Here is a 22,544-nt window from a genome sequence, read left to right on the forward strand (position 1 = left end):
ATCTATAACCATTTACGACAAAAATAACTGTGGTAGCATCGAACACATAGAATGGTAAGACCAATTAACCAAAGCTCTATTCAACTCTTTTAGAATCGTTTTTTATCATTTGAATAATGAGTTTTGGCGAAAAGAATTCATAATTTTGATAGGCATTGAAACTTATATTTGCCTATCAGACACTTTTAACGATAAAGCTTGTAGGTAGATGTATGACAACCGAAAAAACTGAGCTATTTCAAAAAGCCTGGGAAGGTTTCTCAAGTGGTGATTGGAAGTCTGAAGTTAATGTTCGTGACTTTATTCAAGCCAACTATACCCCATATGAAGGCGATGAAAGCTTTCTAGCTGAAGCAACAGAAGCGACTTCAGCACTTTGGGCAAAAGTGATGGAAGGCATTAGTGAAGAAAACCGCACTCACGCTCCTCTAGATTTCGATACTGATAAAGTATCAACCATCACCTCTCACGATGCAGGTTACATCAACAAAGACCTTGAAACTATCGTTGGGCTTCAAACTGATGAACCACTAAAGCGCGCCATTTTGCCAAATGGTGGTATTCGTATGGTTGAAGGCTCTTGTAAAGCCTACGACAAAGAATTAGACCCAACCATCAAATACGTATACTCAGAGCTGCGTAAAACACACAACCAAGGCGTATTTGATGTTTACACTCCAGAAATCCTAGCTTGCCGTAAATCAGGTGTACTAACAGGTTTACCAGACGCTTATGGTCGTGGTCGTATCATTGGTGATTACCGCCGTATCGCACTATACGGCATCGACTACTTGATGAAAGACAAGTACGCGCAATTCCAATCTTTACAAGCTCAGTTCGAATCAGGTGAAGATGTTGCTAACGTAATGAACTTGCGTGAAGAAATCGCAGAGCAACACCGCGCTTTAGGTCAAATGAAAGAAATGGCTGCTAAATATGGCTGTGATATTTCAAGACCAGCGGTAACGGCTAAAGAAGCCATTCAATGGACTTACTTTGGTTACCTAGCGGCTGTTAAAAGCCAAAACGGTGCGGCAATGTCTTTAGGTCGTACTTCAAGCTTCTTAGATATCTACATTGAACGTGACTTGAAAAACGGCGTTATCACAGAGCAAGAAGCTCAAGAGATGATTGACCACATGGTAATGAAGCTTCGTATGGTGCGCTTCTTACGTACTCCAGAATACGATGAGTTGTTCTCAGGCGACCCAATCTGGGCAACTGAATCTGTTGCAGGTATGGGCTTAGACGGCCGTACTTTAGTCACCAAAAACAGCTTCCGTTTCTTGAACACTCTTTACACCATGGGCGCAAGCCCTGAGCCAAACATCACTGTATTGTGGTCAGAAGCTCTTCCTCAAGCGTTCAAAGAATACTGTGCGAAAGTGTCTATCGATACCAGCTCAATCCAGTACGAGAACGACGACTTAATGCGTCCAGATTTCGAATCTGATGACTATGCTATCGCTTGCTGTGTAAGCCCAATGGTAGTAGGTAAGCACATGCAGTTCTTCGGTGCTCGTGCCAACTTAGCAAAAACCATGCTTTATGCCATCAATGGCGGTATTGATGAAAAATCAAAAGCACAGGTTGGCCCTAAAGCAGTACCTATGACTGACGAAGTATTAGACTTCGACAAAGTGATGACTAACTTAGACGGTCTAATGGATTGGTTAGCCACTCAATACGTAACTGCACTGAATGCTATTCACTTTATGCACGACAAATACAGCTACGAAGCTGCGCTAATGGCACTGCACGATCGTGATGTTCGTCGTACTATGGCATGCGGTATTGCTGGTTTATCTATCGCAGCCGATAGTTTATCAGCCATTAAATACGCTCAAGTTAAGCCAATCCGTGATGAAGACGGCATTGCCGTTGATTTTGAAATTGAAGGTGAATATCCGAAGTTCGGTAATAATGATGCACGTGTTGATGATATTGCTTGTGATCTTGTTGAACGCTTTATGTCTAAGATCCGTAATAAGAAAATGTACCGCGACGCAATCCCAACGCAGTCGATCTTAACCATTACTTCAAACGTGGTATACGGTAAGAAAACTGGTAATACACCTGATGGTCGTGAAGCTGGCGCTCCATTTGCTCCAGGTGCAAACCCAATGCATGGTCGCGATGAAAAAGGCGCTGTAGCTTCATTAACTTCTGTTGCTAAACTGCCATTTTCACACGCTCAAGACGGGATTTCTTACACCTTCTCAATTGTACCTAACGCACTAGGTAAAGATGAGACAGGTCGTCGTAAGAATTTAGCGGCACTAATGGACGGTTACTTCAATCACAAAGAAGGACACGAAGGTGGTCAACACTTGAACGTCAACGTGCTAAACCGTGAAATGCTTGAAGATGCGGTGGTTAATCCGGATAAATATCCTCAGCTAACCATTCGCGTATCTGGTTATGCCGTTCGCTTTAATGCGCTAACACCAGAGCAACAACAAGATGTAATTACTCGTACTTTCACTAGTAATTTGTAATATGATTACTGGCCGGCAGCATCTGTCGGCCTTTTTAGTATTTTTTGAAATAGTAAAATTAAATCACTATTCCAAAAAATACTCTGTTTATAGGATTATTAAATGCCAACTACAGGTCACATTCATTCAGTGGAGTCTTTTGGTACTGTTGATGGACCAGGCATACGCTTTATCACCTTTCTTCAAGGTTGTTTAATGCGCTGCCAATATTGTCATAATCGTGATACTTGGGATTTGGATGGCGGAAAAGATATTGAAATTTCAGAGTTGATGGAGCAAGTCCTCAGTTACCGTTCTTTTCTTGATGCCAGTAATGGCGGGGTTACCGCCAGTGGTGGTGAAGCCATTTTACAACCGGAGTTTGTCGCAGAATGGTTTGCAGCGTGTAAAAAAGAAGGCATTCATACTTGCTTAGATACCAATGGGTTTGTGCGTAAATACACCAAAGCCATTGATGACTTATTAGACAATACTGATTTAGTCATGCTTGACATCAAACAAATGGATGATGATAAGCACATTTTGTTGACCAAAGTAAGCAATCATAGAACACTTCAGTTCGCAGAATATCTTGCTAAACGAAACCAACCGACATGGATCCGTTACGTAGTGGTTGGCGGTTACACCGATGATATTGAATCAGCCCAAAAATTAGCTGATTTTATAAAGCCAATGAAAAACGTAGAGAAGGTGGAATTACTTCCTTACCATGAACTGGGTAAACACAAATGGGAAGCGTTAGGCGATCACTACCAGCTAGATACCATTTCTCCACCATCTAAAGAAACAATGGAAGAAGTAAAAAAAGTCTTCACCGATATGGGGATCAATGCTGTTTATTAGACTGTCTGTTGAAAAGATAGGAAGAGCATTAAAGCTCTTCCCAATAGCTGTTATCCAGCTGTTCGAACGCTACCTTTAATAAAACAGCCATATCAAAGTAGCAGGCTTTCGATGTTAAAGGTTTACATTCAACACCAGCAGATGAGATTTTTTCAGAAAGTTTTTGCCCCCAACTAAACAGGGACAAAGGCAAAGGGTGTTTAGCCCGCCAACCTAGCCAAATTAATCCTTGGAGAGGAAGGCTCAAAAAGAACAAAGCATAAATAATTGCTTGTGGTAATGCGTCCCAGCCGACAATATACAGCTGAGTAGCACTGACCAAAACAGCAATTAAAGGCATTGAAAAAATAGCAATTTGTGTTGCTTTAACAACACGATATTCAGGAAAAAAATAACCGAGTTGTTTAACCATTGGCCAAGTTTTCATGTAACGATAGCCATCTCGTAATTTTGTAAAAAATTTCACGGTTAAAACACTCTCCTTAAAAAGACAACTTTTACTGAGCATAGCATAAGAGCCTTTCGCTCCCTAGCTCTAACAGCGGTCTTAAAAATGATTTAATCATCTGGCGATGTTTATGTAATTTACATAAATCCGTCATTAACTAAGTAACTAGCTACATTCAAAAGGTTTAACCATGTCCAGTCAACTCGTATTAGTTCTAAATTGCGGTAGCTCATCACTGAAATTTGCAGTTATGGATGCCCAAACTGGTGACGACAAAATTTCAGGTTTAGCCGAATGTTTTGGTCTGGAAGACTCTCGCATTAAATGGAAATCACAGGGCGAAAAACATCAAGCCAATTTAGGAGCGTTTACCGCACACCGAGAAGCTATTGAGTTTATCGTTAACGATATCCTTGGTAAGCAACCAGAGCTCGCTGAACAAATTCAAGCTATCGGTCACCGTATTGTTCACGGTGGTGAAAAATTCACTCACTCAGTGATTATTGATGACCAAGTGCTAAAAGGTATCGAAGAGTGTGTATCTTTAGCGCCACTTCACAACCCTGCTCACTTGATCGGTATTCGCGCAGCGCAAGCATCATTCCCTAGCCTTCCTCAAGTAGCTGTATTCGATACTGCATTCCATCAAACAATGCCTGAAGAAGCGTTCATTTACGCACTTCCTTATAAACTTTATCGTGAACATGCGGTACGTCGTTATGGTATGCACGGGACAAGTCACTTATTTGTAAGCCGTGAAGCTGCAAAAGCACTTGGAAAAGATCTAAATGATACAAATGTAATCTGTGCACACCTTGGTAATGGTGCGTCTGTGACCGCAGTTAAAGGTGGCAAAAGTGTCGACACCTCTATGGGTCTAACCCCTCTTGAGGGATTAGTTATGGGTACACGCTGTGGTGATTTAGATCCGTCCATCATCTACCACTTAGTAAACCAATTAGGTTATACCCTTGAAGAAGTAAACAACTTACTGAATAAGCAAAGCGGTTTACTGGGTATTTCTGAGCTGACGAACGATTGCCGCGGTATTGAAGATGGTTTCGCTGAAGGTCATAAAGGCGCAACTCTGGCACTAGAAATCTTCTGCTATCGCCTTGCTAAATACATTGCCTCATACACAGTTCCACTAGGTCGTTTAGATGCCATCATCTTTACTGGCGGTATCGGTGAAAATTCATCATTGATCCGTGAAAAAGTGCTTAACTTATTGTCAATCTTCAACTTCACTGTTGATGATGAACGAAATCAATCAGCACGCTTTGGTAATGAAGGCATCATTACCGCAGATGACAGCCCAGTTGCTATGGTTATCCCAACTAACGAAGAATGGGTAATCGCTCAAGACTCTATTAAACTGGTTAAATAATCGAATTAAAGCACCGCGTAATCGTGGTGCTTTGTCATTAGAGGTAACTATGACACGCAAAATCATGCTGGTTCCAATGGGAACCAACGTTGGTCTAACTTCGGTTAGCCTTGGTATGGTGCGCTCGCTTGAGCAGCACGGGGTTAAAGTTCAATTTTTCAAACCCATTGCACAATTGAGACCAAACGATCATGGTCCTGAACGTTCAACCACGATTTTAAGTACCTCCCCAACGGTAAATCCTCTTGAGCCATTCAATATGGCTCATGCTGAAGAGCTTATCCGTGCAGAGCATGTAGATGTGTTACTGGAGCAAGTCATTGCTCGCGCTGACTCATGTGCTCACAATACTGAAATTCTAGTGGTTGAAGGCTTGGTACCAACCCGTCAACATCAATTTGCTGATGAGATAAATATCAAAATCGCAAAAGCTTTAGATGCAGACATTATCTTTGTTGGTACTCCTGCAAACGATACTCCAAGCGAGTTTGTTAATCGTCTTGATATCACCCATAAACATTGGGGCGGAAAAAAGAATAAACGTTTAGTTGGTGCTATCGTCAACAAAGTCAATGCTCCAGTAGATGAGGAAGGTCGCACTCGCCCTGATTTGTCTGAAGTATTTGATCCTGACAATTCTGAAATCATTGAGCAAAACTACGAACTCCCTAAAAAAACACCTGTGAAGATTTTAGGTAAGGTGCCATATAATATCGACTTGATGGCGCCGCGAGCTTCTGATCTTGCCAAGCATTTACAAGCTAAGATTCTTAACGCTGGCGATATGAATGTTCGCCGTTTAAGAAAAGTGACTTTCTGTGCTCGCAGTATTCCAAATATGGTGACTCACCTAAAAGCTGACTCACTATTGGTAACCTCTGGCGATCGCTCTGATGTGATTGTTTCAGCCTGTTTAGCCTCGATGAATGGTGTCAAAATTGGTGCATTGTTGCTAACTGGTAGCTATGAGCCAGAGCCTGAAATTTTGAAACTGTGCCAACAAGCATTTGAAACCGGGCTACCTGTATTTTTAACCGATACTAACACTTGGCAAACCTCACTAAATATTCAACGCTTCGACCACGAAGTCCCGATTGATGACTCCGTTCGTATTGAATCGGTACAACAATTCGTAGCTGGTCAAATCGATAAAGAGTGGGTGAAAAGCATCACCAAAGATTCACAGCGTGAAAACCGTTTATCGCCACCTGCGTTCCGTTACAAACTAACTGAACTGGCTCGTAAAGCCAGTAAAGCCGTTGTTCTTCCTGAAGGTGAAGAACCAAGAACCGTTCAAGCGGCAGCCATTTGTGCCGAGCGTAATATTGCTCGTTGTGTGCTATTAGGTAACCCAGATGAAATCCATCGAATCGCTGAGCAGCAACAAGTGACACTTGGTGACAACATCACCATCATCAACCCTGAAGAAGTACGTGAAAAATACGTTGCTCCTATGGTTGAGTTGCGTCGTCACAAAGGCTTAACCGAAGTTGTTGCTCGTGAGCAGCTAGAAGACAATATGGTTCTTGGAACCATGATGCTGGAGCAAGGTGAAGTTGACGGTATCGTTTCCGGTGCAGTGAACACCACAGCTAACACCATTCGTCCACCATTACAGCTCATTAAAACGGCTCCGGGTTCAAGCCTTGTATCATCTATCTTCTTTATGTTGATGCCAGATCAAGTATTGGTTTATGGTGACTGCGCGATTAATCCAGATCCAAATGCAGAGCAGCTTGCTGATATCGCAATTCAATCTGCCGATTCTGCAAAGGCCTTTGGTATTGACCCTAAAGTGGCGATGATCAGTTACTCAACGGGTACTTCTGGTACGGGTTCGGATGTTGAAAAAGTGCGTGAAGCCACTGAGATTGCAAAAGCAAAACGTCCAGACTTAACCATCGACGGACCACTTCAATACGATGCAGCGGTTATGCCAAACGTTGCACAATCAAAAGCACCAAACAGCCCTGTTGCAGGTCAAGCTACTGTATTCGTATTCCCTGACTTGAATACGGGTAATACGACTTATAAAGCGGTACAGAGAAGTGCTGATTTGATCAGTATTGGCCCTATGCTTCAAGGTATGCGTAAACCAGTAAATGACTTGTCTCGTGGTGCATTGGTTGATGACATCGTCTACACCATCGCTCTAACCGCGATTCAAGCGACTCAGTAACACGGCCTATTTAAGATAAGTACATTAACTTTATGTACTTATCTTCTTCTACCTTTCCTTTGATGCCGACCGCCCTCCTTTCCTTTTGCAACGTTCTTCCCCCTTGCGCTATGTGTTGCCATCGGTTCATCTAAAAAAGCACTTGGAATTTTGTTTTTTAATTCAATAAATTTACTTGCTGGATAACCAACAAAATATAGGGTGACCTCATGGTCAGAGAAATGTGCTGAGTACTCAGGAATTCTTAGCTTAACGACTTGATACAAATGTCTACCTGCAATTGGTTTTAAAGCACTTTTAAGGCTACGACCAATTTTTAAAACCACAAACGGTCCGCAACCTGACTTCATCAGCTCAACAAAGTCGGTCGCTTTAGGTTCAACCATAACATACACCCACCTCTCTCCGTACTTGGCAATCGCCTCTATCGGTGATTGCTGACTTACATGTACTTCTGGCCAGACAATGGTTGAATTAACGGTTTTATCAGTAGTGGCTTTCACTCTAATTCCTTGTCTTCTTAAAGCATGAGAAAGCACACCGCTCCTTGCATTTAGTTCAATAACACCTCGCTCGAATGAGGCTATACACTTAGCTATATTTACCGTAAATGCATTACCAAAAGGCTCAAGTATTCCAAATTTCGCCTCAAGTAAACCTAGAGGAAACATTAACAAGGATCTTTTAAATGTTGCCCCAGTAAAATCTTCTTCGTCATTCACTTTTTTGGGTAATTTTTCCCTAAGACCTAATTTGGCGGCCACCGCAATAACTGGTGTTACAGTTTCTGGAAGCTCATGATTAATCAGCATATAGACTTGTTGATAAAACTCTGAAAGAGCCGTAATTTCATGCTCTTTTAACTCACCTTTGAGAGCAAAGCTTCTCACAGCTTCAATCATAAAGATCAAATCACTACTTGCAGGAACAGCTTCATGAGTACTATAAAGGCCACCTTTTCGAGCAGCGTCTACTATTGTTTGTAAAAAGCTGTCGCTCACGCAGCCTTGATAATCATTATATAAAGGCTGCGCAAATTTGAATTCTGGTAATGGTTTAAAGTCATCAGAATCCTGTTGACTAATTTCTTTCAATTCTTTTGTAAGCAGAGAGTTATACTTCTCTGAGAATTTAAGCTCTTGAATTTCTGTTATTTTATATCTTCTGACTATGTCGCTAGGTAATTGACTTAGTTCTGTTATATCACCATCAAAATGAACCAGGCTAAGCCATTTGGATAGTGATATTCTTTCTTCTTCAGAAATAGGTTCTGCAGTTTTATAGAAATAGTGTTTACCATTTGGGTATTTTATGGGAACTCCGTTACTGCCTGTAACTGTCGCACAAACCTTACCAGCCTCAGCAATCAACAACTCATGACTTACCACTTGAAAACAATCTATTAATTGCTGAATACCTTCGGTAACTCCACTTGATGACGCCATTGAAACTCCAAACTAATTGAAAGTTAATATATTTAAAAAAAATATACCTTTATTCAATCAATGATGAACCATAATTAATTCATGGTATATTCACCGAGCTTTTGTACATTCATTGAAATGATGAAATTAGTCAGAACTTAAAGTGACCATCATATTTTCGTCACAGAAAGTTAATAAAATCTGCGCGACAGGCACAAGCTAACAAAATCAAATATCCCTTATTTTCCTCCCAGATATAAATTAGCTTGTGCTTGTCATCTCATTGAATAAATGAAACTTATCATTCATTATTAGGTCTAATGTTTACATATTGTGAATGTAATTTGGAGACCATCATGAGAAACCTACTCATTGCTTCTCTCACCGCTATTTTGTTACTGGGTTGTGCCACGGCTAACCGAGTGCCTGATTCAGAAAAAAATGCTGCTTATGCTAATTACGTCAAGCAGCAAAACATCACCGATGTAAATAAAATCCGTAGCTTTCGATATTCGGGCTGGAAAGAGCTGACTGAACGCTATCTCATTTTGACGGTTTCGTTAAACAAAGATTACTTAGTTAAATTTAGAAGCAACTGCCAAGGCTTAGATTTTGCGAATAGCATCAAAATCCAGCAGTTTACCGACCTTGTTTTCGATAAAATGGGCGATACCATCAAACCCGTTGGTGAAATGAATTTGAAATGTTACGTCGATAGCATTTACCCTTTAACCAAAGAGCAGTCAGATCACCTCGTAAACATAGGCAAGCCTAAATCATAAGGAATACAAATCATGGAACGATTATTTCTTGGCATAGGTAACCACGCTGTTTGTGTTAAAAAAAGTGATGGTGAAATCATTTGGAAAACCAAACTGAAATCATCCAATATTACGAATGTTCATTTTGAAGACAATAAAGTGTTTGCCTATGCAGGTGGGCACCTATTTTGTTTGAATGCCCAAGATGGTGAAAAGATTTGGGAAAACTCTCTTAAAGGCCTTGGTTATGGAGCTTGTATTATTGCAAGCGAGCGCGAGAATAGTGCCGTTATTTCCAACCAGATGAATACCCAAGCCACAGCAATCTTGGCCGCCTCTGCATCTGGAGCCGCGGTAGCGACTACAAGTTCTTAATAAAAATAAAGAGAAAAATAATGATATACACCACCACAGAAACCGTTCCTAATCACCAAGTCACTGAAGTACTTTCTGTCATCACTGGTAATGTTGTCCAGACTAAGCACATTGGCCGTGACATTATGGCAGGCTTGAAGAGCTTAGTCGGTGGAGAAATCCGCGGTTATACGGAAATGCTCACTGAGGCAAGAAACATTGCCGTTGAAAGGCTAGTAGAACAAGCTCAAGCTAAAGGGGCTGATGCAATAATCGGGATCCGTTTCACCACTAGCTCAGTAATGGACGGCTCAATTGAGCTTATGGTATTTGGTACTGCGGTAAAACTAAAGCCTGTCTAATAGAACCTCAGCAATGCTAGTTGTTAGTATAATAAATACGGCACAATTCAATAACTTGTGTCGTTAATTTCATCCCCACTTAAACAATTCCAGATACTTCACCGAATCTGAAACCCATTTTATTCCGCTCCCAAAGTTTAATTTTAAATGAAAATAACTTTATGAATCTTGAAGAACCCTAGTTCTGGGTTATGTTTTGTTTATCATTTACTTATATGTTTTTCATTATGGCCACTTCAAATTTTTCAAACGTTAGAGTTGATGCTCTTTATTTCGATACCGTAGATACTTTAGCCCCTAAGTGGAAACAGTTCGCAACAGATTTAAGCATATCTCCAGAACAAATTAATATGCTAGAAAAGGCAACTTTCGTTTCAAATAGTACAAAATTTCATTGGGTTTTAAGTACTTGGGAAAGCTCTGGCTGTAATCTTGAACAGTTTCACTCTGCCACAAAAAACCAGTCTAAATCATTGGGAAAACAACTGACTCCTAAAGCTTTTAAAGCAAAATATATGACTGAAGCAAAACCCACCAAACAATCTTCGTATTTAGAGGATTTGACAGTGATACCTACATTACAGGAATACGATGAATTATCGCAATGGCAAACAGAAAAACAATCACAAGAAGTTCTACAAGAAGAGTTAAGTACTCTACAAAGTCATGTTAAGACTCTCAATCAAGAGCAACAAAGATCTCAGCAGTTAAAACAGCAATTAGAAACTCAACTGGCAAAATCTCAGGCAACTGTACAGCGATTGGAAGCCGAGCTAAAAAAATCTGTAGACACTGCAAGTACCTTAAAAGCTGAATTAACTGAAAAAGAACAGAAACTACAATCTGCTTATGAAGTGAACCTCAGGCTTGAAAAAGAAAACAAAGAAAAAGTGGCTCAACTTGCAGAGAGAGATCAGAAAGTAACTGACTTGAGTGTGCAAAATCAGCAATTAAGACAGCAAGTTGCAGAGTCGGAATGTCCAACTAAAAGTACACAACAAGAATCTTCTTCGGATGAATTTGACTTTGTCGCTTTAAACTATGCCAGTTTAATAGATGAACTACGAAAAGTTCTGCCTGAACAAGCTGAACAAATAATACAAGCTGCAGCTAATGCTGTTGAGGAAAAAGAAAAAGCTAAAGCACAAAATGTAGAACTGACGCTAGAGTCTCAAGCAAGCCCGTCAGCTCCACTTCCACCCGAAAAAATGCCTACAACTCTAGCTCCTCAGCCACCTACAGCCCCTGGCTATGAAGCGACCAATTACAGTGGTCCACGTTTTGATGGCTCCTTAGCAAGGGTGGCAGTAAATTCGCTGACTGAGTTTGAAGTACAGGAAATTGGTTATGAATTTTCAGCTCATTGGCATGCGGTTGGCACATATTTCGGTTTAGAAGATAACTTTCTTAAAATAACCAAAATGAAAAACGGCAACCAGCCTCAACCTGAAGATCAATGCATGTATGATGTACTTTTACAAATAAGAAAAGACGGCTATAGATCAAAAATGACTATCGAGCAGCTCACCAAGAAAATGACCGTATGCTTAGAACGAGCTAGGGTATCAGGAAATATCATAGAATCAATGCAGAAATATTATCACGAGCTTGCAGTTAAATATGCACGATAAAAGTGGAAGTAACAAAAAAGCTGCACAAGTTGCAGCTTTTTTTGTATCTATCGTAAAACGATTATTTTTTCGGCACTTTAGCTTTAGCTTCTACCTGCCAACTTCCATCAATATACTTGGCGATAAAGCCACTGGCTTTTCCGTCATCACGCTCACCAACCACATACTGCTCTTTAGTCTTACGGCTGAACTTAACTACGGTTTTGTTACCTAAATCATCTTGCACGGGTGCATCAGCTAGGAAACTGTATTTAGGCCAAATTTGCTCTTTGATTTCCACTAACTCAGACACTAATGGCGCACGAGTTTCCCTTGAACGAGGGAAGTTACTTGCCGCCAAGAAAATCCCAGCTGCGCCATCACGCAACACGAAGTGAGCATCAGACTTAGTACAAGGCAGATGCGGCATTTGGATTGGATCTTCTTTTGGTGGCGCCACTTCACCATTTTTAAGTAGCTTACGCGTATTTTTACAGGCTTCAGAAGTACAACCAAAGTATTTACCAAAGCGACCGTTTTTCAGCTCCATGTCCTGACCACAGCGATCACACTCGATAATTGGACCATCATAACCTTTAAGTTTAAATTCGCCCTTTTCTACCGCGTAGCCTTCACAAGTTGGGTTTTGACCACAGACGTGCAATTTACGCCCTTCATCAATCAAGTAGCTATCCATTGCAGTGCCACAAATCTTACAACGATGCATTGCACGTAACGCTTCAACCTCAGCGGTTTCATCATTACTGCTAATGGCCTCTTCGCCCGGTGTCAGGTTCATCGTTGTCTTACAGCGTTCTTTAGGTGGTAGTGCATAACCAGAACAGCCCAAGAAAACACCTGTAGTACCTGTACGAATCCCCATTGGGCGTTCGCAGGTCGGACATTCGATGTCAGTAAGAACCATATGGTTGGGCTTCATTCCGCCCTCTTCTGGTTCTTTTTCTGCATCTTCAATTTTGCCAGTAAAGTCTTTATAGAAACCGTCTAAAACTGACTTCCACTCTAACTCACCGTGAGCCACATCATCGAGCGTTTGCTCCATGCCTGCGGTAAAGTCGTAACTCATTAAATCAGGGAAACTGCCTAGCAAACGTTCGCTAACAATCTCACCCATTTTTTCAGCGTAGAAACGGCGGTTTTCAACCTTCACATAACCGCGATCTTGAATGGTAGAAATAATTGTCGCGTAGGTTGATGGTCGACCAATCCCACGCTTTTCAAGTTCTTTAACCAATGACGCTTCACTGAAACGCGCAGGCGGCTTAGTAAAGTGCTGATTCGGCTCTATGCTCTTAAGAGAAAGTGCATCGCCAACTGCAAGCATTGGCAGATCATTTTCTTCTTCGTTTTTCTTCTTAAGCGCTGGCTGAACACGTGTCCAACCGTCAAATTTTAATGTGCGACCCGTGGCTTTTAACTCGTAATCACCCGCTTGAACTTTAATTTTGGTTGCATCGTATTGCGCGTTAGTCATCTGACACGCCACAAACTGACGCCAAATTAATTCATAAAGGCGCTGAGCATCACGCTCCATATCATTTAGGAATGCAGCTTCAACGGATACATTTGAAGGGCGAATCGCTTCGTGAGCCTCTTGTGCGCCTTGCTTGCTTCCATAACGAATTGGCTGAGCAGGTAAATATGCATCACCGTATTCTTTGGCAATCATTTCACGAACACTATCCACCGCCTCTTTGCTCAAATTGGTAGAATCGGTACGCATATAAGTGATGTGGCCCGCTTCATATAGACGCTGAGCCATCATCATAGTTTTCTTAACCCCAAAACCTAAGCGAGTACTTGCTGCTTGCTGTAGGGTTGAAGTGATATAAGGTGCAGAAGGTTTGCTTTGAGTGCCTTTAACATCACGAGTACTGACAGAGATATTTGAAGCAGCTTGAACCGCATCGACGGCTACTTGAGCTTGAGCTTCGTTCTTAGGCTTAAAAGATTCGCCAAGATGTTTGGCCACCTCAAGCTTAAAGGTTTCACCACCAGCGGTATTTAGCTTTGCAAAAACGTCCCAATATTCTTCAGGAACGAAAGCTTTAATTTCGGTTTCTCTGTCAACCACAAGGCGAACAGCTACTGACTGAACACGACCAGCAGATAAGCCTCTTGCCACTTTTTTCCAAAGCAGTGGCGACACCATAAAGCCAACCACACGGTCGAGGAAACGGCGAGCTTGCTGAGCATTCACCATATTGGTATCAAGCTCTGATGGCTTACTAAAGGCATCTTGAATGGCAGACTTAGTGATTTCGTTAAACACAACACGCTGATAGCGGGATTCATCACCACCGATGATTTGCTGTAAGTGCCATGCGATGGCTTCCCCTTCTCTATCCAAATCCGTTGCGAGATAAACGCAATCGGCTTTTTCAGCTAAGGTTTGCAATTCGTGGACGACTTTTTCTTTACCTTGAAGGATTTGATAATTCGCTTTCCAGCCATTTTCAGGGTCAACCCCCATTCTGGCTACTAATGCTTTTTTATCTTTTTGCTTTTTATATTTGGCTTTTTCTTCTGGGGACATCTTTCGGACTTCTGCTGCGGTTTTAGTTGCAGTCGTCGATTTAGCAGATGAAGAGGTCGGCAGATCACGAATATGACCCACACTGGATTTGACCACAAAGTCTTTACCAAGATACTTATTAATCGTCTTGGCTTTAGCCGGTGATTCGACAATAACTAGCGATTTTCCCATAATATGATTTACGCCAAAAATGCAGGTGAAGATAAAATTGGCTTCATATATAGAGGGTTATGCAATCAGTTTCAAGCAGATTCCACACATATATATGTTACCAACTCACTTTTTACTCGATTGTTGTTTATTTGTGAAAACAATCGTGCAGTGTTTGAACGGTCACTTTATTCCGTTTCTTTTTTCATTAATATCCTAATTTTTCCTGAATGACAAATACTCAAAACAAATTGCGGCATATTTAAAACAGCAAACCTTTTACGATTTAATGAACATTATCAAGTCAAATAATCATATTTATAAACTGTAATTTCTTAGGATTTAGTTGGTTCAACCGTCCAAAAACCAAAAGAGAAAAACGTGATATAGATTGGTATAATGCCTCGCAAAACGATATCAAACATAGGTGTAAAATGAGCGATAGCTGGAAAAAACTACAACAAAAACTTGAGCACTGTTTATGTCCTGCTGGTAATGGCGTGTTTACTGTAAACACAGCCAAAGAGCGTAAAGAAGTGCTCCATAACGCTCTGTACGGCGAAAATTCGGATATTGAATCTCAGTGGAAGCAAATCCTTTCTACTCTGCCAGAATCGAATTCTAAAGCGGTTATGCTAGGCATTGCATCCGACTGCGGTGGCGGTATTCTTCGTGGTGCAAACTGGGGTCCATTATTCCTCAGAAATACGTTGTTAAAGAATCACTCTGAATTATCACACTTTGATATGGGTGATGTGCGCGTTATTCCACACCTTCTGCACGACAAATACTTAAATGACCCGACTATTTCGAATTGTCGTAAAGCGTTATATCAAGACGAGCAGTCTGAATACCCTATCAGTCCATTGAGTATCACTGAAAACGTACTGCATGATTTTTATGCGGAGTTTCCTGAAAAAGGCATTTTCGGTATTGGTGGGGATCACTCGAACAGTTATCCGCTTACTAAAGCCTATTTACAGGCGAAAAAGAAACAAGGTAAGCGTGCGGCTATCATTCATTTTGATGCTCATACCGACTTGTTAGTTGAGCGTCTCGGTATCGATTTGTGTTTTGGTTCTTGGTGTACTCATATTCTTGATGATCTTCACGATAACTCTCACCTAGTACAAATTGGTATTCGCTCAAGTGGCAAGCCTAAATCTCATTGGGAAGGCACCTTCGGTGTCAAACAACATTGGGCACATGAAGTTCGCGAGCAAGGTGCAGAAGCCGTTCTTGAAACCATTCTTGCTCACTTAAAAGAACAAAATATTGATGAGCTTTATGTAAGTTTTGATATTGATGCGATTGATGATGAGTTTGCATCGGCTACAGGCACGCCTGAGCCAGACGGATTGTTCCCAGAAGAAGCGTTATTGATCATTAAAGAGCTTGCCACAGTTTACCCTGTCACTGGTGCAGATATGATGGAAATCGCCCCATTTACTGACAGTTCTGGTCGTGGCGTTTCTGCATCGGAAAAGACGTTAGAAGTCGGTGGTGAAATTTCGGCTTTGTTGATTGAAGAGATGAGTAAGTAGTTTACCTTTTAATTGACAAAAAAGGCGCTAATTCAGCGCCTTTTTTTCTAACAGCATAAAAGTCTATCCGTTATCTCTAACCTGGAGAGTTGCAATTGTTGGAGACCCTTTTGGTGTTTTAACCGTAATCGATAATTGACCTACCGTTTTTTGGTTACCAGAAGACTCAAGACCAACAGTAAACGAATACAACAATGGTCGATTAGAAATATTGTTGCCAACTACAAATTCCCTAGCTCCACTAATCTCTCCGTTATCAGTTTGTGCAGTGACAGTTGTGCCCATTGGCAATGTATTGTTGTTTTGATCCGATACAAATACATAGACAGTATGAGGTCGTGGATTTGCTACTAAGTCAATGTTAGTGGCTGGCGTTATATTATCGCCATCAATGTTCACCAAGCGAACCATTGACTGACTACCAGACATCACAATCACCATATTTCGATATACATTTAATTGTGATTGAAGGTTGTCTACGCCTGTTTGTGAACAAGCATCTTGAGAACCTGCAGCACATAAAAGCCCTGTATATTTGCCATCACCAGCATCACGGGTTTCATTAGTATTGTAATCGATAAACTCTTCTTTTACTGCACCTGCAGGTAATGGAGAACCTCTGTAGAGTCCATCTTCATTGTGGTCAGTAAAGGCTTCACCTATATCTGAAAATGGTTCACCGCTGTTGTATAAGCCATTACCATTAAGATCTACGAAGCTTTCTTCTCCAATTGCCCAAGCCGTAATAGTGGCACGCCCAGGTCTTGGTTCCGCAATCACAGAGTTAGTTCCGTTAACATAGCCAGTCATTGTAGTGCCGTGACATGGTGGAATAGTGCTGCCATTAAAACTACTTGGACAAACTACTGCCGTGGTTTCAAAAGGTCTTGGATTTGTACTTTCCCACTTTAATTCACAAGTACCATTGGGCGAATCATCTTCATTGGACCCTGTTGCACAAGAAGAGGCAATAGTTCCCCCTTCAGATCTGAAATTAATCTTAGTACCTGAAGGTACTGGATTATTGAAGTGATCTGCAGAGCGAACTGTAACAGTGACCTCTTCACCGTCGATACTCCAAGCTTCTGGATTTAATACATCTCCAGCCAATGAAAAACTATCATTGTCAGCAAGCCCCGTTGAAACGCTTAACTCATCAGAAATGTTTGAAATGACCGTATCGAGTCCTTGCCCGTTACTACCACTCCATTGCGCGTATACTTTTACAGGCGTTGGAACTGAACCAGACTTAACGGTCACTGACACTTCACCGTCACCATTTGTAAATGCTGTCGCGTATTTATTTGGTAACGTAGGATCTGCTGGTGCATCAGGTAAATTAGAACACTCATCATAATGAGCCGCTAATGGTTGTGGACTTAAAGTCATCCCACCTAAAGCGGTACTCAATTCAAAACAAACCAATTCTTGAGTCGCTGGTTGCCCTGCTTCATCAACTAATTTAAAGGTAACTACAGATGTTTCACTACGGCTACCAGCACCCTGAATACCACCACTGCTTTTTATGGCTAGTTGTTTAGGGGTAGCTGAAACATATTGGATAGAGCCAACTTTTCTTGACTCAGTTGTTAATGATAATGGTTCAGATGAAATACTCGCACCTTGGATTGATGCGGTAATGATATCCTCACCATCACAACCAGTGCTGGTATAAGTGGTAAACGCACGACCAGCATTCGTTACTACAGGAGAATCAATGGTCGCTTTTTCTGCTGTTTTACAAGACGAGTTGAGTTCTACTGAATATGGTTGATCTGTTGCCACAGTTCCATCGATATTCTCTACGAGTACCGCAAGTACTGTAGATGAACCTGCTGGTAAGCTTCCTGAGCCTTGATGACGAGTCAACCTGAGTCTGATATCAGAACGCCCAACCTCGAAAGCTTTGCTAGAGGAAATATCTTTAACCGTAACTGTTAACTCACCGGCTCCAACTTTTTCACCAGAAAGTAAATCTAAAATTGCCTTACCATCATCGTTAGTAAGTGCAGTCCCTGTTTCTGGGCTTATGGTTCCTAATGTCGATGTACCAGAAACAAGCACTTGTTTAATAGGCTGATTACTTCCTGAATGTCGAACTGTAACTCCAACAATTGCAGGTTCTTTGTTCGTCACGTTATTGGTTTCAGTACAAACTTCAAAGTTCTTAATACTTCTATCCCAAGCAGAAACACCGTTACAGTTATACAGTTTAAAGCTAACCACTGGTCTTGCAGCGATTGGATCTATGTCATCACCTGCAGTAGTAAAACCAACCAGAACACTGCTATCACCATAAGTTGCAGTAATTTCACCAGCACCTTCAATGCTACCTGCAGTTATTGTTATAGATGCACGACCATTTGCATCGGTTAAGGCGGTTGCTCTGTTTGGAATAAAGTCACCTAACGTAGAAGAAAAACTGACCACTTTACCTACTAATGGCTGAGAGTTTTCATCCGTAAGATTAACGATGACTTTACCGGGCTGTGCTTCAGAAATGTGGCTTGTTTGCTGGTCTGTATTATTGTTCACAAGCCCTATAGATAGCTTGTTGGTATTTCCATCATTTTTCGGTGCATCACCCGCAACTTGGTAATTAAATTGCTCTGCTTTTTCCTTTGTGTCTAACAGGTATTTGGCTGTAATTGTCCCCGCACCAGCCTGAGTTCCAGTTAAAAGAGTGATAATAGCTTTGCCATCACCATTTGTTAATGCAGTCCCTGTAGACGGGTTAATATTCCCTTCTCCATCTAACTCAAACTTAATAATTTCGTTTGAAATTGGCTCATTATTTTTTTGAAGGGTAGCAACGACTCTCCCAGGTTTATCGAGAGAGATATTACGTAATTCATCACCTTGATTATCTTGAACTTGAAGCTCTAAAGAGAAAAGCGAAATCAGGTGTACCATCGAAAAGTTTTTGGTTACCGTTTTTGTTTCTGTTCCATCAACAATAGAAGCGGTTACTTGGCCATCCCCTTCCAGAGTTTTCGCCGCAAGTTGAACTATCGCTACACCCTGTTCATTGGTTCTTTTCTTTCCTGTTTCATTATTAAGGAAAGTTCCAATCTCAGATGGCTCTAGGGAGAATGAAACAAGCTCATCCTTAACAAGATTGCCGGATGAGTCTTTAACCGTGACAGTCAATGTTGCAGGAGTGTCTTTGGTTATATCCTGATTTGAAATATCCAGCGTAATTGTTTTGACAGGTGGTGGAGTGCCACCACCACTGCCTCCCCCATTTCCTGGCTCATCTTTTATATCTCCCCCGCCACCACAGGCGAAAAGAAGAAATGAACTTAATAATGTAATTATTAATTTGTAACCTGACTTCATGTCAGACTCCCTGTCAATGTATTATTGTAAAGTCTATTGATTTTTTGTGATCAGATTGAAAACCAAAATCAACCTTTAGAGTACATTTTTCAACAAAAAATACCACCTTTTGTGTTGAGTATTTTTTAGACGTAGATTTCAATTTTATAAGTTTCTTGATAGCATCTCTCGCAATAACTTCGATGCCTTAACAAATTTTTAAAATAAGGGGCTGAATTTTGAGTCAATCAAAAAAACTTGGACTTACGTCTAAAATCTTAATCGGTATGGTGCTTGGTTTTCTAATCGGCTTTGCGTTGCGAACGGCCTTCCCTGAAAGCCAATGGGTAACCGATTATTTATCAAACGGATTATTTCACGTCATAGGCGCCATTTTTGTCAGTGCGCTGAAAATGCTTGTTGTTCCTCTTGTTTTAGTTTCACTGGTTTGTGGTACTTGCTCGTTAAGCGATCCTAGTAGCTTGGGGCGCTTAGGCGGAAAAACCATTGCGTTTTATCTGACAACAACCGCGATTGCGATCTCATTAGCCATCTTTGCTGCGGTAATGATTCACCCTGGCAATGCATCTTTAGCCAGCGAACATATGGAGTTTGCGGCTAAAACGGCACCAAGCTTGAGCCAAGTACTAATTGATATGGTTCCAACCAACCCAATTAAGGCGATGACCGAAGGCAAGATGCTGCAGATCATTATCTTTGCCGTAGTAGTTGGTTTTGCAATCTCTCACTTAGGCGAGCGTGGAAAACGTGTTGCAGCGTTATTTGAAGATCTCAATGAAGTGATCATGAAAGTGGTAACCTTAGTGATGCAGTTAGCGCCGTATGGTGTTTTCGCATTGATAGCGAAATTAGCGCTCACAGTTGATGCAAGTGCTTTCAAATCAGTGCTGATGTATTTCCTCGTCGTTTTAGGTGCGTTAATCGTACATGGATTAATTGTGTACCCTACTCTGCTAAAGCTGCTTTCAGGGCTAAACCCAATTATCTTCCTGAGAAAACTTCGCGACGTTCAATTATTTGCGTTCAGTACAGCAAGTTCTAATGCAACCTTACCTGTAACGGTCGAAACAGCTGAACACCGCATGGGTGTGAGCAACAAAATTGCTTCTTTTACATTGCCGCTTGGAGCCACCATCAATATGGATGGAACGGCAATCATGCAAGGCGTTGCGACGGTATTTATCGCTCAAGTGTTTGGTATTGATTTAACGCTTACTGACTACCTAACGGTTATTTTAACTGCGACTCTTGCCTCAATTGGTACAGCAGGTGTTCCGGGAGTAGGTTTGATCATGTTAGCAATGGTACTTAACCAAGTAGGTCTTCCTGTTGAAGGTATTGCGTTAATTATTGGTGTAGACCGTTTACTCGATATGGTTCGAACTGCGGTTAATGTAACGGGTGATAGTGTTGTTACCTTGATTGTTGCGAAATCCGAAGGCGAGTTTGACTCAGAAACCTTCCATAACCCTGAAGCAGGCAAGCTGAAAGGCAACCTGACTGACCAAGTTAATTCGTAACACATGTTGTCTGAGTGGAAAATGTTTTTCCACTCAGACAAACTTCCCTTTTCGTCATCTTGCTTCCCTAACAGCTTTTCTTAATCAGACTGGTTTGCTAACTGATTACTTATGTACCAATCTTAATTTTATCAATTCCCCAACCACCACAAACTTCAAATGACATTAAAGTCTTGGGCAATTATTAGTGCACCAATATTTTCTATCTCATGTTATTTTTTGTTAACCACTCTCGGGTTACAGCACCAAGCGACTATTGTCGCCTCGATAACGTTTCTTACCTTAATACTATGGATGACTAACGCGCTTCCTATCCCAATAACAGCACTTATTCCACTTGTTTTATTTCCCACTTTTGACGTTATGGACCACCAACAAGCTGCAAGTTTCCTAGGAAATGACATTGTATTGTTATTAATGGCTGCATTTATGCTTTCAAAGTCACTAGAGAAGAGTGGTGTTCATGAAAAAATGGCTTTTTTCATTCTTAAACTAATAAATCCCAATAATTTCAGAGGGCTGGTTCTTGGGTTTATGTCAGCAACGGCATTTTTAAGTTTATGGGTTTCAAATACCGCGGCGACCTTGGTTATGCTTCCTGTTACTTTAGCTATTTTAAATACCTTAAATAACAAAAAATGCGACTCTGTATTACTCATCGCTATTGCTTATGCTGCAAGCATTGGTGGCATTGGAACCATCTTAGGTTCGCCAACAAATATCATCTTCGATGGAATGTTCAGGCAGCAAACGGGCAATGAATTTGATTTCTTCGATTGGCTAAAAATGGGGTTGCCAATTGTTCTTATCGCACTTCCCATAGGAGCATATTGGTTAACTAAAACAATAAATGATGAAATCCGATTGAACATGATTAAACCAATGAATTGGAGCAAAGCAGAAAAACGTACTCTATTGATATTCAGTATTACCATTATTGCTTGGATAACAACTCATACACCTTTTGGTGGCTGGAGCCATTGGCTTAAGTTACCAAACATAGGAGAAAGCTCAGTTTTGTTAGTCGCTGTCATCGCAATGTTTGTAATTTCTGATGGTAAAAATGGCAAACTCATGAACTGGAAAACAGCAAAAGATATCCCTTGGGATGTCTTATTACTCATCGCTAGCGGCCTTTGCATTGCTTATGCCTTTCATACTTCAGGGCTTAGTCACTCTTTAGCGTTATGGTTACACTCTCTAACACATCTAAACCCATTGGTTATGATTTTAATTATCTGTCTGGCCGTTACTCTTTTCACTGAAGTTGCCAGTAATACAGCTACAGCAACTCTTCTCATGCCAGTAATGGCCTCTGCTGCAATCGCAACTGAAAGTAATCCAGAGCTATTGATGGCGCCAGCTGCTATGGCAGCGAGTACGGCTTTTATGTTACCTGTTGGCACGCCACCCAATGCCATTGTCTTTGGTTCTGGAAGGGTAAAAATGAAAGATATGATAAAAAATGGGGTTATGTTTAGCCTGCTGTTATCTGTCCTTATCACGCTATTTTGCTTTATATTGATATAAAAATGCGCCCATAATGGGCGCATAAACGTTTTGTGGCT

Annotated in this window: 15 protein-coding genes; 11 read left to right on the forward strand and 4 right to left on the reverse strand. The window is 41.1% G+C overall.

Annotation, left to right across the window (positions count from 1 at the left end; genetic code table 11):
- Positions 1-212: 212 nt before the first annotated feature.
- Positions 213-2,498: a formate C-acetyltransferase gene (pflB, locus tag E2H97_RS12430; RefSeq protein ID WP_133407430.1), complete on the forward strand. Its 2,286-nt coding sequence runs from the start codon at positions 213-215 to the stop codon at positions 2,496-2,498.
- A gap of 102 nt (positions 2,499-2,600) precedes the next feature.
- Positions 2,601-3,341: a pyruvate formate lyase 1-activating protein gene (gene pflA, locus E2H97_RS12435; protein WP_133407431.1), complete on the forward strand. Its 741-nt coding sequence runs from the start codon at positions 2,601-2,603 to the stop codon at positions 3,339-3,341.
- A gap of 28 nt (positions 3,342-3,369) precedes the next feature.
- Here the strand turns inward: pflA and yfbV are convergent, their stop codons facing one another.
- Positions 3,370-3,849 (reverse strand): terminus macrodomain insulation protein YfbV, encoded by a 480-nt coding sequence (gene yfbV, locus E2H97_RS12440; RefSeq protein ID WP_133407432.1) that lies wholly within the window; start codon positions 3,847-3,849, stop codon positions 3,370-3,372.
- A 130-nt stretch (positions 3,850-3,979) separates the two neighbouring features.
- On the opposite strand from yfbV, the gene ackA reads away from it, so the two are divergent.
- Together ackA and pta are read left to right on the forward strand one after the other, a co-directional pair.
- The gene (gene ackA / locus E2H97_RS12445) at positions 3,980-5,176 is read left to right on the forward strand and encodes an acetate kinase (RefSeq protein ID WP_133407433.1); all 1,197 of its coding nucleotides are present in this window, start codon (positions 3,980-3,982) and stop codon (positions 5,174-5,176) included.
- Positions 5,177-5,225: 49 nt separating this feature from the next.
- Positions 5,226-7,355, forward strand: coding sequence for a phosphate acetyltransferase (gene pta / locus E2H97_RS12450; protein WP_133407434.1), 2,130 nt, complete (start codon positions 5,226-5,228; stop codon positions 7,353-7,355).
- Between the two features lie 38 nt (positions 7,356-7,393).
- On the opposite strand, the gene E2H97_RS12455 is transcribed toward pta, so the two are convergent.
- On the reverse strand, positions 7,394-8,728 hold the full coding sequence (locus E2H97_RS12455) for a hypothetical protein (protein WP_133407435.1): 1,335 nt from the start codon (positions 8,726-8,728) through the stop codon (positions 7,394-7,396).
- 407 nt (positions 8,729-9,135) lie between these two features.
- Here E2H97_RS12455 and E2H97_RS12460 point away from each other — a divergent pair, with 407 nt between their 5' ends.
- The 4 genes from E2H97_RS12460 to E2H97_RS12475 all read left to right on the forward strand — a co-directional run bounded on the left by E2H97_RS12460 (position 9,136) and on the right by E2H97_RS12475 (position 11,887).
- Positions 9,136-9,561 carry a DUF6491 family protein gene (locus E2H97_RS12460; RefSeq protein WP_133407436.1) on the forward strand — a complete coding sequence of 142 codons (426 nt, stop codon included), beginning with the start codon at positions 9,136-9,138 and terminating at the stop codon, positions 9,559-9,561.
- 12 nt (positions 9,562-9,573) lie between these two features.
- The gene (locus E2H97_RS12465) at positions 9,574-9,915 is read left to right on the forward strand and encodes an outer membrane protein assembly factor BamB family protein (RefSeq protein ID WP_133407437.1); all 342 of its coding nucleotides are present in this window, start codon (positions 9,574-9,576) and stop codon (positions 9,913-9,915) included.
- 20 nt (positions 9,916-9,935) lie between these two features.
- Complete coding sequence (locus E2H97_RS12470; RefSeq protein ID WP_133407438.1) at positions 9,936-10,256, forward strand: heavy metal-binding domain-containing protein; 321 nt, start codon at positions 9,936-9,938, stop codon at positions 10,254-10,256.
- A gap of 227 nt (positions 10,257-10,483) precedes the next feature.
- Positions 10,484-11,887: a hypothetical protein gene (locus E2H97_RS12475; RefSeq protein WP_133407439.1), complete on the forward strand. Its 1,404-nt coding sequence runs from the start codon at positions 10,484-10,486 to the stop codon at positions 11,885-11,887.
- 61 nt (positions 11,888-11,948) lie between these two features.
- Here the strand turns inward: E2H97_RS12475 and topA are convergent, their stop codons facing one another.
- Entirely contained in the window at positions 11,949-14,594 is a 2,646-nt protein-coding gene (topA, locus tag E2H97_RS12480; RefSeq protein WP_133407440.1) for a type I DNA topoisomerase, read from the reverse strand.
- A 413-nt stretch (positions 14,595-15,007) separates the two neighbouring features.
- On the opposite strand from topA, the gene E2H97_RS12485 reads away from it, so the two are divergent.
- Positions 15,008-16,117, forward strand: coding sequence for an arginase family protein (locus E2H97_RS12485; RefSeq protein WP_133407441.1), 1,110 nt, complete (start codon positions 15,008-15,010; stop codon positions 16,115-16,117).
- A 63-nt stretch (positions 16,118-16,180) separates the two neighbouring features.
- Here the strand turns inward: E2H97_RS12485 and E2H97_RS12490 are convergent, their stop codons facing one another.
- Positions 16,181-19,456 carry an invasin gene (locus tag E2H97_RS12490; protein WP_133407442.1) on the reverse strand — a complete coding sequence of 1,092 codons (3,276 nt, stop codon included), beginning with the start codon at positions 19,454-19,456 and terminating at the stop codon, positions 16,181-16,183.
- A 218-nt stretch (positions 19,457-19,674) separates the two neighbouring features.
- Here E2H97_RS12490 and E2H97_RS12495 point away from each other — a divergent pair, with 218 nt between their 5' ends.
- Together E2H97_RS12495 and E2H97_RS12500 are read left to right on the forward strand one after the other, a co-directional pair.
- Positions 19,675-20,976 (forward strand): dicarboxylate/amino acid:cation symporter, encoded by a 1,302-nt coding sequence (locus tag E2H97_RS12495; protein ID WP_425466789.1) that lies wholly within the window; start codon positions 19,675-19,677, stop codon positions 20,974-20,976.
- Between the two features lie 159 nt (positions 20,977-21,135).
- On the forward strand, positions 21,136-22,506 hold the full coding sequence (locus tag E2H97_RS12500) for an SLC13 family permease (protein ID WP_133407443.1): 1,371 nt from the start codon (positions 21,136-21,138) through the stop codon (positions 22,504-22,506).
- Positions 22,507-22,544 lie beyond the last annotated feature (38 nt).

The sequence above is a fragment of the Parashewanella tropica genome (assembly GCF_004358445.1).
In the GTDB taxonomy this organism is placed as follows: domain Bacteria; phylum Pseudomonadota; class Gammaproteobacteria; order Enterobacterales; family Shewanellaceae; genus Parashewanella; species Parashewanella tropica.